This is a genomic window from Pseudomonas sp. MF09156, from assembly GCF_059862305.1.
The window spans coordinates 37,035-50,153 of sequence record NZ_JCBCUR010000026.1 but is presented as its reverse complement, the minus strand read 5'-3'; the positions used below and the strand labels follow the sequence as shown (position 1 = coordinate 50,153).

General features: G+C 61.8%; 14 protein-coding genes. 3 read left to right on the top strand and 11 right to left on the bottom strand.

What is annotated here, in order from left to right:
- Positions 1-109 (top strand): IS3 family transposase (locus tag AC19YY_RS29360; protein WP_138762977.1); only part of this gene is annotated, 109 nt, incomplete at its 5' end.
- A 71-nt stretch (positions 110-180) separates the two neighbouring features.
- Here the strand turns inward: AC19YY_RS29360 and AC19YY_RS29355 are convergent.
- The 3 genes from AC19YY_RS29355 to AC19YY_RS29345 all read right to left on the bottom strand — a co-directional run bounded on the left by AC19YY_RS29355 (position 181) and on the right by AC19YY_RS29345 (position 2,381).
- On the bottom strand, positions 181-801 hold the full coding sequence (locus tag AC19YY_RS29355; protein WP_170041165.1) for a LysE family translocator: 621 nt from the start codon (positions 799-801) through the stop codon (positions 181-183).
- 63 nt (positions 802-864) lie between these two features.
- Entirely contained in the window at positions 865-1,365 is a 501-nt protein-coding gene (locus AC19YY_RS29350; RefSeq protein WP_169956600.1) for an AAA family ATPase, read from the bottom strand.
- 98 nt (positions 1,366-1,463) lie between these two features.
- Positions 1,464-2,381, bottom strand: a complete 918-nt coding sequence (locus tag AC19YY_RS29345; protein ID WP_500605211.1) for a LysR family transcriptional regulator — start codon at positions 2,379-2,381, stop codon at positions 1,464-1,466.
- 66 nt (positions 2,382-2,447) lie between these two features.
- Here AC19YY_RS29345 and AC19YY_RS29340 point away from each other — a divergent pair, with 66 nt between their 5' ends.
- Positions 2,448-3,053: a LysE family translocator gene (locus tag AC19YY_RS29340; protein WP_169956596.1), complete on the top strand. Its 606-nt coding sequence runs from the start codon at positions 2,448-2,450 to the stop codon at positions 3,051-3,053.
- Here the strand turns inward: AC19YY_RS29340 and AC19YY_RS29335 are convergent.
- Positions 3,046-4,572, bottom strand: coding sequence for an MFS transporter (locus AC19YY_RS29335; RefSeq protein ID WP_500605210.1), 1,527 nt, complete (start codon positions 4,570-4,572; stop codon positions 3,046-3,048). The two genes, AC19YY_RS29340 and AC19YY_RS29335, sit on opposite strands and share 8 nt — an antisense overlap.
- Positions 4,573-4,721: 149 nt before the next feature.
- Between AC19YY_RS29335 and AC19YY_RS29330 the strand changes: the two genes are divergently transcribed.
- The gene (locus AC19YY_RS29330) at positions 4,722-5,597 is read left to right on the top strand and encodes a LysR family transcriptional regulator (RefSeq protein ID WP_169956592.1); all 876 of its coding nucleotides are present in this window, start codon (positions 4,722-4,724) and stop codon (positions 5,595-5,597) included.
- Between the two features lie 54 nt (positions 5,598-5,651).
- Here AC19YY_RS29330 and dhaL read toward each other — a convergent pair whose 3' ends face one another.
- The 7 genes from dhaL to AC19YY_RS29295 all read right to left on the bottom strand — a co-directional run bounded on the left by dhaL (position 5,652) and on the right by AC19YY_RS29295 (position 13,038).
- Positions 5,652-6,299 carry a dihydroxyacetone kinase subunit DhaL gene (gene dhaL, locus AC19YY_RS29325; protein ID WP_500605209.1) on the bottom strand — a complete coding sequence of 216 codons (648 nt, stop codon included), beginning with the start codon at positions 6,297-6,299 and terminating at the stop codon, positions 5,652-5,654.
- Between the two features lie 3 nt (positions 6,300-6,302).
- Positions 6,303-7,304: a dihydroxyacetone kinase subunit DhaK gene (locus tag AC19YY_RS29320; RefSeq protein WP_169956588.1), complete on the bottom strand. Its 1,002-nt coding sequence runs from the start codon at positions 7,302-7,304 to the stop codon at positions 6,303-6,305.
- Between the two features lie 156 nt (positions 7,305-7,460).
- Positions 7,461-8,576 carry an MDR/zinc-dependent alcohol dehydrogenase-like family protein gene (locus AC19YY_RS29315; protein WP_432754296.1) on the bottom strand — a complete coding sequence of 372 codons (1,116 nt, stop codon included), beginning with the start codon at positions 8,574-8,576 and terminating at the stop codon, positions 7,461-7,463.
- A gap of 26 nt (positions 8,577-8,602) precedes the next feature.
- Positions 8,603-9,358 carry an SDR family oxidoreductase gene (locus AC19YY_RS29310; RefSeq protein ID WP_169956586.1) on the bottom strand — a complete coding sequence of 252 codons (756 nt, stop codon included), beginning with the start codon at positions 9,356-9,358 and terminating at the stop codon, positions 8,603-8,605.
- A 155-nt stretch (positions 9,359-9,513) separates the two neighbouring features.
- Entirely contained in the window at positions 9,514-10,521 is a 1,008-nt protein-coding gene (locus AC19YY_RS29305) for a substrate-binding domain-containing protein (protein WP_500605208.1), read from the bottom strand.
- Between the two features lie 55 nt (positions 10,522-10,576).
- Positions 10,577-11,554 (bottom strand): ABC transporter permease, encoded by a 978-nt coding sequence (locus AC19YY_RS29300; RefSeq protein WP_170041172.1) that lies wholly within the window; start codon positions 11,552-11,554, stop codon positions 10,577-10,579.
- Positions 11,551-13,038: a sugar ABC transporter ATP-binding protein gene (locus AC19YY_RS29295; protein ID WP_170041173.1), complete on the bottom strand. Its 1,488-nt coding sequence runs from the start codon at positions 13,036-13,038 to the stop codon at positions 11,551-11,553. The genes AC19YY_RS29300 and AC19YY_RS29295 overlap by 4 nt, the downstream gene beginning before the upstream one ends.
- Between the last annotated feature and the right edge of the window lie 81 nt (positions 13,039-13,119).

Genomic DNA, 13,119 nt, shown 5'->3' with positions numbered 1-13,119 from the left:
CGATTACATCGAGATGTTTTACAACCCAAAACGACGCCACAGTTTCAACAATCAGCTGTCACCGGTAGAGTTTGAAAAGCGTTACGCAGCGAGCCTTGAGAGTGTCTAGAAAACCCGGGGCGATTCAGCTTGCGTCCGCTTGAAGATCAATCTGTCCCGTTTTTGTTTTGTTGATGAGACTCACCCACGCCGCGCTATCAATAACATCGAGGCAGCTGCGGACAACAAACCCGCGCAGCAACGATTAAAAATCTTCTTGCCTCGAGGCTGGGTAAACCAGCGGCGCATGTGCAGTCCGATGTATGCGTAGATGCCAATGGCAATCCATTCCAATACCAGGAACAGCAATCCCAGCAGCGTGAACTGGGAGCCCACGTCTACCGCTGGGTCAACGAATTGAGGTAAGAACGCGGTAAAGATCAGAATGGCTTTGGGGTTGCCGGCGGCCACGAGGAATTCCTGTCTTGCCAACCCCCACAGTCCCACCTGAGGGGTTTCGGATTCGGCTGCTACTTGCGGTGCGGCGTTCCACAGTTGATACGCCAGGTAGAAAAGATAAGCCGCGCCAATTATTTTGATCCCGTAAAAGACTAGCTCTGAAGTTTGCAACACCACGGCCAAGCCCGCCGAGGCAAGTGCGATCATGATTGCGAACGCCAGCAAGCGACCTACGCCGGCCATGCAGGATGTGCGATAGCCATAGCGGGTTGCATTGCTGATAGACAGCAGATTGTTGGGCCCTGGCGCCATATTCAGCGCAAAGCATGCGGGCAGGAATAACGCGAGTGTTGCCAAGTCCATATGCATCTCCAGAGTCGCTGTGCATCAATCCTAAGTTTGAAGCTTTATAGACGCCATTACCCGCTAAGACAGTAATCGGTCGGTGATCATCGAGAGCGCTTGCGCCGGTGAAACCAGCGCAGTATCTATGCAAAACGGAGCTTCTTCCCAGGCTTCGTATTCATGATCCAGCACAGACTGCCAGGTGGGTGGGATCAGCCCCGCAATATCACTCTTCCTGGTTTCCACCCGCTGCTGGTGTTCATTTTTATCAGAGCAAATCACTTGAATATTGAATAACTCGATACCCGCCTTTACGGCGATTTCGCTCCAGGCTATTCGGCTTTCGCTTACAGGGTTTACGCAGTCAACGATGACCGTGTGGCCAAGGCGAAGATTACTCAGGGCAAGTTCATTCGCGACCCTATAGCCGCTGGACCCCACGTCTTGTGCAAGAACTGCGCAGTTGCGGATCGCTTGCTCAATCGTATCGATCCGCAGGTAAACGGCGCCGGTTTTAGCCGCAAGCTCCTTGGCGATTGTGGTTTTGCCGGTGCCGGGAAGGCCGCTGAATACGATAAGCACGGTATGTCCTTTTCTATCGCCTGTTATTTAGGGGCTTCGCGTTCGGCAAGTTGGCTAGTTGGCTAGTTCGCCGGGGTATGACTGAACACCCAGACATCTCACCCCACAGTTTGCAACCATTCAAGTAGCGCCATCTCCACGCTACCGGGCCTTGGCGCTGTAGGCGATAGCAGGCAGTACCGCGAGCCATCTTCAACAAAGCCCAATGGCGCGGCTAACACACCGCTTTGGATATCGTCGCGCACCAGGTGCCATGGGCCGATGGCTACCCCAAGGCCTGCAACGGCGGCCTGGATGCTGAAATAGAAGTGCTCGAAAGATTGCATTTCCACTTCTGGAACAGGCAGTTGCTTTGCGTAAGCCCATTCGTGCCAAGCCGTGGGCCGGCTAGCTGTTTGCAGTAGCGGGGCAGAGGGGAGCAGGGATTTGCGATTTTTGCCAAACCACTGATCTGCCTTTTCTGGCCGGCATACGGGGCCGACCTGCTCTGGGAATAGCGTCTCGGTATGGTAGCCGGGAGGACAGGGAAAATCGTCGCGCCGGATGGCCAGGTCGATACCCTGGTTGAATGAGAAGGGGCCGCCGCCAGCAACCAGGTGAATGTCCAGGCCTGGGTGAAGGGTCTGGAAGTCGCTCCAGCGAGGGATCAGCCAGCGCATCAACAGCGTGGGCTCGCAGGACAGGACGAGCTGGCGAGCTCGACGGGCGTCGGTGCGTATCTCGCGAACGGCCTGGGTCATCAACCCCAGCCCCTCACTGGTGGCTTTTGCCAGGCGTCTTCCGGCATCGGTTAAAAACACCCTGCGACCACGCCGCTCGAACAGGTCGACGCCCAAATCCTCCTCAAGCAGGCGCACTGCTCGGCTGATGGCCCCGGGTGTCAGGTGCAACTCGTCAGCTGCGCGGGCGAAGTTTTCCAGGCGTGCGGCTGATTCGAAGCAGCGCAATGCCAGCAGAGACGGCATGCGAGTCTCAGAAGTCAGTGAGTTGTAGTCACCATTTGCTTCAGAAATCATCGTTTTTACCAAGGCATAGGATCTGTAAATATTGCCCTACACCACCAAGAATTCAAAGGGTACAGCATGGGCGAATGGATAGCAGTAATCACCATCACACTACTGGCGTGCATCAGTCCAGGGCCGGATTTCGCCATGGTGTCTCGCAACGGATTGCTCCTGTCTCGAAGGGCGGGCGTGCTCACCGCTGTCGGAATTGGCCTGGGGGTGCTTGTTCACGTGTGCTACACGCTGCTCGGATTGGGCTTGGTGCTGCAACAAACGCCTTGGTTGTTCAATGTGTTGAAGCTGGCTGGAGCGGCCTATCTCGTCTACTTGGGCATCAAGATGCTTCGTTCCGGGCCGGCCACTGAACCGTCGGATGCGCCACCGCCCGCCATGTCTGATCTGGGAGCGCTGCGTACGGGATTTCTCACAAATGCGTTGAATCCTAAGACATCGATCTTCATCGTCAGTCTGTTCATGGGAGTCGTACGGCCGGACACCGCTGTGACGGCACAAATCGGGTACGGGCTATTTATCGCTGGAGCACATGTGGTGTGGTTCAGCCTCGTCGCACTGTGCTTCTCCGCCGGGGCGGTGCGCGCCAGGTTATTGGCCGCGCGACAGTGGATCGACCGGATTTTTGGCGCATTGCTGGTGAGCTTCGGGATCTTGCTGACGCTCACTTGACTGGGGCTACGGGCTGCTGCAGCGGAATCGGGTGCCTCATCAACAGGCCTACTACCAGCGCTCCCAGCAGGCTCAATAGCCCCGCCACCCACAACACCCTGCCAAACCCACCGACAAATGCCTGCCATGCCAAGGGTTGCACCGGCCCCTGCGCCGATTCCGGCAGCAGCGCCATGGCCGCTGGCATATCCCCGGCCACCACCCGCGAGGCAATCCCCGGTACCTGGGCCTGCCATTGCGCGCCGAGGCTGGCGTGCAGCAGATGCTCGCTATGGCTGGCCAGCAGCGCGCCATACACCCCAATCGCCAACATGATCGCACTGAAACGCATGGTGGTACTCATGCCCGAGGCCATGCCCGCACGGTCCCTCGGTACGCAGGCCATGATGTTTTTCTGGGTGTCGCCATTGAGCAGGCCGGCACCGGCGCCGGTCACGGCTATCGCCAGGGCGAACGGCAGGTAACCGCCGACACTGACCGCCCAGGCGCTGAACAGGTTGCCGCAGCCCACCAGGGCCAGCCCGGTCGCCATCATGGTCGCGGGGGTGAAGCGGTTGGCCAGGCGTGCGCCGATACGCGGGCAGATCAGCATGGTCAGGGCAAACGGCAGCATTCCCAGGCCCGAGGCAATCGCAGAAAACTCCAGGCCGTTTTGCAGGTAGAACGGTAGCAGCGTCATCATCACCTGGGCGCACCCGGCGTAGGCAAACATCCCCAGCAGCGCGCCGATAAATCGCGGGTACTGGAACAGTTGCAGGTCCACCATTGGCCGGCGCTGCACGCGCTCCACCAGCACAAACAGGCCCAGCAGGAACGCACCGCCGAGCAGCCGCGCATAGGTCAGTGGGTTGTCCCAGCCGATCCGGTTGGCTTCGATCAGGCCCCAGATCAGGCACAGCAGGCTGGCGCTGAAGGTCAGGCTGCCCCAAGGGTCGAGGCGCGCCGATTGACTGTCGCGCGATTCCGGGATGGCATGCAGGACCAGCGCCAGCAACGCCAGGCCCACCGGCAGGTTGAGGTAGAAAATCCAGCGCCAGCCCATGTAATGGGTAATCAGGCCGCCGAGGGTTGGGGCGGCGGTCATCGCCACGCCCATGCAGGCCCCCCAGAACGCCCAGGCCTTGGCCCGTTCCAGCTCATCGTGAAAGGCATGGCCGATGGAAGCCAGGGCCGAGGTCAGCAGCAGTGCGGCACCGACACCCTTCACGGCGCGGGCAATATCCAGCAGCAGCACGCTGGGCGCAGCGCCACAGCCCAGGGAGGCGAGGATAAAAATACCCAGGCCCCACACCAGGGTCTTCTTGCGGCCGAAGCGGTCGGCAATGCTCCCGGCCGGCAACAGCAGGGCGGCGAAGGCCAGCATATAGGCGCTGACCACCCATTCGATATCGGCGAAATTGGCGCCCAGGTCGCGGGCAATGGTCGGCAGGGTCACCGCGACGATGTTGGTGTCGAGGACAATCAGCGAACAGACCCCGGAGGCGGTCAACAGGGTAAGGCGTGGGCTGACCCGACTCATGGCGTGATTACCTGGCAGGCAACAGGCAAGCTGGATTTGACGGGCATCATGAGGGTTCTCTACTGTGGGCGTCCCTGAGCTTAACGTCAACTTCCGGTGGTTCTGTTAGCCGAAGCCAAGCACATCATTACCTTTGAGCTAATCCTTATATGGAAATACGTCATTTCCGCTACTTCCTGGCCGTTGCCCGGCACCGCAATTTCACGCGTGCCGCCGAGCAACTGGATATTGCCCCGCCGACGTTGAGCCGGCAGATCCAGGATATGGAACGTGCCCTGGGCACGCGCCTGTTTATCCGGCGCCAGCGTGACGTGAGCCTGACCGAGGCGGGCAGCGCGTTGCTGGGTGAAGCCGAAAGCACCGTGCGCCAGTTCGAGTTCGCCCAGCGCAATGCCCAACGCGCCGGGCGTGGCGAGATCGGTCATATCGAATTGGGCTATGTCGCGTCGGCGGTGTATTCCGGGGTATTGCAACGCCAGGTGCAGGGGTTTTGCGCGCAGTTTGCCGATGTCAGCCTCAGCGTGCGGGAAAGCCCCATGGCGCTGTTGCCGGGGCTGGTGGCCGAAGGGCGCTACGACATTGGCTACATTCGCTCACCCATGACCTTGCCCGACGGTGTGGAGGCGCTGCGCCTGGGCAGTGAGGGTTTTGTCCTGGCGCTGCCCCAGGGCTCGTGGCTGCTGGGGTTGAAGGCGATCACCTGCGCGCACTTGCAGAACGAGACCTTCATCCTGCCCGAGCAAATCAGCGGCACCTTGCAGGTGGCCGCACAAGGCGGCTATGCCCCGCGCCTGGGACCGCAGCCGGGCGGCCTGGTGGCGGTGATTGCCCTGGTGTCGCTGGGGCAGGGCGTGGCGGTGGTGCCGGAGTCGGTGGTGGGGCATGTCAGCCTGCCGGGTGTGCACTACCGCACCCTCCAGGGCAGCGATGCATCGTCGTGGCTGTCGCTGATTTACCGGCGCTTTGAAAAAGCCCCGGCGGTGGCGCGCTACATCCAGCACATCAAGCAAAACCCCACCCCGTAGGCGCCGGCTTGCCGGCGACGGCAATCTTAAAATCGCCTGCCGGCAATCCGGTTCCTACCGGGCCAGGCGCGGCTGGATCGAGTCTGCCAGTTGCGTGAGGATCAGACAGCAGGACACCGCCCCGGCATCCAGCACCCCCAGCGAGCGTTCGCCCAGGCGGCTGGCCCGGCCGATCCTGGCCACCAGGTCCTTGGTCGAGTCGCGGCCCTGGGCGGCGGCGCTTTTCATCGCGTCGAGGGCGTCGCTGAAGGACGCACCCGCCGCTTGCGCCCGCTCAAATGCCTCCACGGCCGGGATCAGGGTGTCCATCAGGCACTTATCGCCGACGCCGGCTTCGGTGATGTCCTGCAATGAAGTCAGGCCACCGCGCAGCAGATGGGCGAAGGTGGCGGCGTCGATGTTGCCGCTGCCACGCACCTCGTCGGCCATGCCGATAAACAGGCTGCCATACAGCGGGCCCATGGAGCCGCCGATGCCTTCCATCAGGCTCAGGGTCAGTTCATCCAGGGCCTCGGCCAGGGTCAGTTGCCGGCCTTCGATCGTACGGCCGCAATGGGCAAAGCCCTTGGCCATGTTGATGCCGTGGTCGCCATCGCCAATCGCGCCGTCAACTTCGCTGAGGTATTCACGGTTGGCGACGATCACGCTGACCAGGTCGGTGACAATCGCGCTGCCGTCGTGGGTGGAAAAATGCTGGCTCATGGTTTATTCCGCCTGGGTCATGCCGATGGAGCGGCAAGGTTGGTCGATCAGGGTTTTCAGCTCGGCATCCAGGCCCAGCAGGGTCAGGGTCACGCCCATCATTTCCAGGGAAGTGAAGTAGTTGCCGACGTAGCAGCGATGGATCTTCAGGCCCTTGGCCTTGAGCTGGCTTTCGACTTCGGCGTAGAAGATGTACAGCTCCATCACCGGCGTCGCGCCCAGGCCCGAGACCAGCACCACCACGCTGTCATCCTGGCTGAAATCGCGGTCGGCGAGGATCGGTGCCAGCATGCGTTGAGCCATGGCCGCCGCGGATTCGATCGGGATCACCTCGATCCCGGGTTCGCCGTGGTGGCCGATACCCAACTCCATCTGGCCGTCCGGGATCTGGAAGTTCGGCTTGCCCACCGCTGCAATGGTGCAGGGCGTCAGGCCGATGCCGATGGAGCGGCAGTGATCGACCGCCTTCTGCGCGACGCGGATTACCCCGTCCAGGTCATAGTGCTGCGCGGCGGCGGCCCCGCCGATTTTCCACATGAAGATTTCCCCGGCCACCCCGCGCCGCTTGGCGATATCGGCCTTGGGCGCCGACGCCACGTCATCGTTGGCGACCACGGTGCGGATCCGCATGTCTTTGCTGGCGGCCATTTTCATTGCCAGCTTCACGTTCATGTTGTCGCCGGCATAGTTGCCGTACAGGCAGGCCACGCCGGCACCGTGATCAGCGACGCGAAACGCATCGAAAAAACTCTTGGCGGTGGGTGAGGAGAAGATTTCGCCGACGGCCACCGCGTCCACCAGGCCGGGGCCGACATAGCCTAGAAACGCCGGTTCATGGCCGGAACCGCCGCCGGTGACGATACCTACGCGGCCCTGGCCGGAGGGCTTGGCCTTGCTGATCACACGGGGGTTGCTGTCGCTTTGGCGCAGCTCCGGGTGGGCGACCAGAATGCCGCGCAACATGTCTTCGACCACTTGGTCCGGATCGTTGATGACTCGATTCATAACGCGGGTTCCTGTTCTTGTTGTGAGCAACTAACTGTAGGAGCGAGCTTGCTCGCGAAAAACGTTAACGCTAACGCGGGCTACCTGGATGAGTGCGTCGCCCTCAGGTTTTTCGCGAGCAAGCTCGCTCCTACAGTAAAAAGCGGTTGGGGTGTTTTAGGGTTCGAGCACAACCTTCAAGGACTTGTCCCCACGCTCCATCACCGCAAACGCCTCCTTGAAATCCGCCAGCGCAAACTTGTGGGTGACCACGTCGCGCATGTCGATCTTGCGCTTGCCGATAAAGTCGATGGCCCGTGGGTACATGTAAGGGCCCAGGTGCGAGCCGAGTACGTCCAGTTCCTTGCGGTCGCCAATGATCGACCAATCTACCGTGGCCTCGTCGTTGAATACGCTGAATTCGACGAAGCGTCCCAACTTGCGCAGCATCGCCAGGCCCTGGTTCACCGCCTTGTGGTGCCCGGTGGCTTCGATATAGATATCGCAGCCATAACCGTCGGTGATTTCGCGGATTTTCGCCAGTACATCGACCTCGGCCGGGTTCCAGACTTCGTCGGCGCCCATGCGCAGGGCCAGTTCGGCGCGTTCGGGTTTCATGTCGAGCACGATCAGGCGTTTGGGGTTGCGCATGCGCACCGCGCCGATGATCCCCAGGCCCAGGGTGCCGGCGCCGGCGACTACCACCACGTCGTCGAAATCCACATTGGCCCGTTCCGCCGCGTGCAGCGAGCAGGCCAGGGGTTCGATGAGGATCGCTTCGTCTGGCTCGATGGAGTCGGGCACCTGGTGGATGATGCCTTCCTTGGTGAAAATCATGTACTGGGCCATGGCGCCCTGCACGTTGTTCTGGAAGCCGTAGAGATCGTGTTTCTGGCACATCCAGTACTGGCCGTGGTTGCAGAAGCGGCAGCCCCAGCACGGCACGATCTGCTCGGAAATCACTCGGTCGCCGACCTTCACCCCACGCTTTTCTGCGCCTGGGCCCAGGGCGACCACGCGGCACACAAACTCATGCCCGGGAATCATCGGCGGCTTGACGTAGCGCGGCTGCTCGGCGTCGCCCCAGAACGACGGCGCGCCGCGATAGGTCTTGATATCGCCCATGCAGATGCCGCACAGCTCGACCTTGGTCAGGATCTCGTCGGGGCCTGGCGTCGGTACATCGACGGTTTCCAGGCGATAGTCTTCCGGGCCATGGCAAACCACGGCCTGCATGGTCTTGGGGATTACCGGATGGAGTTGTTCGGCGGTACGTTCGGTAGCGGTGGACATGACAGACCTCACGACGAATAGATGGATTACTGAATGCTGTAGCCGCCGTCGATCACCATATTGGCGCCGGTGATCATCTGGGCTGCGTCGCTGAGCAGGTACAACGCCAGCCCGGCGATTTCATCCGGCTGGGCAAAACGGCCCGCCGGGATCTGCAATTTGGCCCGTTCGCCTACTTCACCGGCCCAGGCTTTCTTGCCCAGGGCGGTTTCGACGATGGTGGGGGAGATGGCATTTACAGTGATGTGCGGCGCCCATTCCATGGCCAGGACCTTGGTCATGCCGACAATCGCGGCCTTGCTCGCGCAATAGGCCACATGCCGATCCAGGCCGATCACCGCCGCCTGGGATGCCAGGTTGACGATGCGCCCGCTGCCCTGGGCGAGCATGTGCCGGGCGCAGGCCTGGGCCACGAAAAAGCTGGCCTTGAGGTTGATATCCAGGGTGATGTCCCAGGCGTTTTCGCTGACATCGATGGCCTTGTCGAGCATCACCACGCCGGCGCTGTTGACCAAATAATCCAGGCGCTTGAAGTGCGCGAACACGTAATCGATGCTGCTCTGCACCTGGTCGAGCTGGCGCAGGTCGACGGCCAGGCCCAGATGCCCGCTGCCCAGGCTGGCGGCCACTTCAACCACGGCTGGGTCACGGTCGAGCAGGGCCACGCGCGCGCCACGCTCTGCCAGCAGGCTGGCACACGCCAGGCCAATCCCGGCGGCCCCGCCGGTGATCACGGCGCAACGGCCGGTGAGGTCGAAGGCTTGGTTCCAGAATCCAGACATTGGTTTAACTCCATTCTCTCAGTCGCTGGAGATTCAAAGGTGGGAGCGGGCTTGCTCGCGAAGGCGGTGTGTCAGTTGACACATCAGTTGGCTGACCCACCGCCTTCGCGAGCAAGCCCGCTCCCACATTTGGATAGCATTTACAGGTCGAACTGCTATTTAGTACCGCTGACCTGCTGGTACAGCGTATCCGCATTGGCATTGGTCACCGGCACCCACGGCAGGATGTAGTTCTTCGCGGTGCCGTCGCCCCAGGTCACGTCCTTGGCATAACGCTCCCAGATCACCGACTTGGGTTTGTAGTCCTTGCCCGCCAGTTGCCGCAGGGCCACGTCCAGTGCGCCCTGGGACTGGGCCTGGGCGTCTTGCAGGAAGGTGGTGACTTCGTCTCTTTTGGCCGCCTGGATGGCGTCGGGCATGCCGTCGATGGAGGTGACGGGCACCTCCTTGGAGGTCAGGCCATGGGATTTGAGGGCCTGCACGGCGCCCAGGGCCATGTCGTCGTTTTGCGCGATCACCCCGTTGATGCCCTTGGGGTGGGCGTTCAGCCAGTCTTCAGTCAGGGTCAGGGCCTGGGCGCGGTCCCAGTTGGCGGTCTTTTTCTCGATGATCTTGATTCCGGGGTGCTTGCCCAGCACTTCCAGCTCGCCCTTTTCGCGGTCGATCTGCGCCGACTGGCCGATCGGGCCCTGGATGATCACCACATTGCCCTTGCCCTGGAGCTTGTCGACCATGGCCTGGGCCTGCAGGCGACCGCCCTCGACATCGTCGTTGCCCACGTACGGCACGCTGGCATCGGCGACCTTGGTGTTGGAGGCGATCACCACCACATCATTGGACATCGCCTGCTTCACCGTGCCGACGCCGGCCTTGGTGTCGATAGGTACAAACAGGATCGCGTCATAGCGCTGGGTGACCATGTTTTCGATCTGGTTGTTTTGGGTCAGTGCGTCATAGTTACCGTCGAACACGGTCAACTGCACGGTGCCGTCCTTGACTGCCGGATGTTCCTTGAGCTCGCGCACCCAGTTCTGCATGAACTGGCCCTTGAGGCCGTACACGGCGGCGCCGACTTTGTAGGTCTTGCCATCGGCGGCCAGGGTGACGCTGCTGGCGAGCAGGGAGAGGGCCGCCACGGCGGCAAACGATGTAGCGAATTTCATGATGAGAACCCCGTTTATTGTTGTGGTCGTTCAGTTCGGTTCAGAGCAAAAGCGACTAGCGTTTTTTCTTGCGCCACACGTCGATCAACACCGCGAGCACGATGATCAGGCCCTTGGCGACCTGTTGGTAATAGGAGGACACGCCGAGCAGGTTCAGGCCGTTGTTGATCACCCCGATCAGCAGTGCGCCGAACAGCGTGCCGACAATGGTGCCGACGCCGCCGGACAAGCTGGTGCCACCGATCACCACGGCGGCAATCGCATCCAGCTCATAAGACATACCCGCCTGGGGCAGGGCGGAGGTGGTGCGCGCGGACAGCACCACGCCTGCCAGGCCGGCCAGCAAACCCGAAACCACATACACCGAGAACGTCACCTTGCGCACGCCGATCCCTGAGGTGCGCGCGCTTTTTTCATTGCCGCCCACCGCGTACACATAGCGCCCGTAGGTGGTGTAGCGCAGCACCATCCAGAAAATCAGCGCGACCACGGCAAAGATGATGATCGGTATGCCAATCGGCCCGAGCTTGCCGATGCCCAGCGCCAGGTAGGCGTCCGGCAGGTCGGTGACCGGGCTGCCGTCGTTGAGGATAAAGGTCATGCCGCGGGCAATACTCAGCATGCCGAGGGTGGCGACAAAGGGCGGGATTGACAGGTTGGCCACCATGAACCCGTTGACCACCCCCAGCATCGCCCCGGCAAACATCCCGGCGCTGACGGCAGCGAGCAGGCCGTAGCCCTGGGTCGCGACCAGGGCGCTGCACAGGCCGGCGAAGGCGAGGATCGAGCCTACTGAGAGGTCGATGCCCTTGGTCAGGATCACATAGGTCATGCCCACCGCCAGGATGCCGTTGATGGATGTCTGGCGCAGGATGTCCATCCAGTTGCGCCAGGTCATGAAGTATTCGCTGGCAAACGCCATGACCACGCACAGCAGGATAAACACCAGCGGCAGGCCAAAGCGGTCGAGGGAAAGCCGCAGGCGGCTGCGCGCGGGGGTGGTCAGTGGCGTGGCAAGGGTTTTGGCGTTCATGAGGCAAGACTCAACAAGGCTTCCTGGGAAAGGGCGGTGTCGCTGCTGATAGTCACCAGGCGGCCGCCCTTGAAGACCGCGATACGGTCACTCAGGTGCAGCAGTTCCGGGGCCTCGGACGACACCACGATGGCCGCGCCACCGGCGCGCACGAACTGGTCGAGCAAGTGATAGATCTCCTGCTTGGCGCCCTCATCGATGCCCCGGGTCGGCTCGTCGCACAGCAGGCACACCGGTTGGGTCGACAGGCATTTGGCGAGCACCACCTTTTGCTGGTTGCCACCGCTCATGGACGCCACCGGCAGGTCCAGGGAGGTGGTCTTGATTTGCAGGCGCTTGACCATGTCCTCGGCCAGTTGGTTTTCCTTGCGCGCGTTGATCAGCGACCAGCTCGACAGCTGCTTGTACGCCGACAACGCGATGTTCGAGAGGATGCTGGAGCTGAGCACCAGGCCGCTTTCCTTGCGGTCTTCGGTGACCAGGGACATGCCGGCGCGGATGGTCGCCTTGGGCAGGCCGATGGGCATCGGCTTGCCTTGCAGGGTGACGCTGCCGGCGTCCGGGGTGGTCAGGCCGTAGATGCAGTTGAGGAACTCGCTGCGCCCCGAACCCATCAGGCCGTAGATGCCGAGGATTTCGCCCTGGCGCAATTGCAGGCTGATGTCCTGGAACTCGCCGCTGCGGCTCAGGCCCTGGACGTCCAGGCAACACTCGGCGGCGCTTTCGCGGCCGACCTTGTGGTCGATGCGTGTCAGTTCCTGGCCGACGATGCCGCGCACCAGGTGGGCGCGGTCGATATCGGCCATGCGCCCGCTTTCGACGAAGGCACCATCGCGAAAGATGCTGTAGTCGTCGGCAATCTGCGCAAGCTCGCTGAGGCGATGGGACACATAGACGATCCCGGCGCCACGGGCGGTGAGGCGGCGGATGGCCTTGAACAGGGTTTCGGCTTCGCGCTCGCCGATGGCGGACGTGGGTTCATCCATGATCATCACCTGGCAGTCATGGCTGAACGCCTTGGCGATCTCCACCAGCTGGATCTGCGCCACGCTCAAGCGGTGCATGGGCGCGCTGGCGTCGACCTCGAACTCCAGGCTTTCCAGGAGTTCGCGGGTGCGCCGGTGCAGTTCCTTGCTGTCGACGATGCAGCCGGCGCGCCGAGGTTCGCGGCCCAGCCAGATGTTTTCGGCGACGCTCATGTAGGGGATTGGCTCCAGCTCCTGGGTGATCATCGCGACCCCCGCCGCCAATGCTTCGCTGGGGCGATGGAAATGCACGGGGGCGCCATTGAGCAGGATGCTGCCGGCGTCACGCTGGGTGATGCCCATCAAGATACTGAGGAACGTGGATTTGCCGGCGCCATTGCCGCCGCACAGGGCATGCACACTGCCGGCCCGCAGCGAGAGGCGGCCGTCACGCAGGGCAGGGATGCCGGCGTAGGCCTTGGCGACGTGTTCAGCCTGGAGCAGTAATGGCGTGGCCATCGGCGTGTCCTCGTGCTGTGAGTTCTTATTAGGTACACAGTCGTGTTGCTGCGTGAGCATATGTGTATCAAATGAAATTCT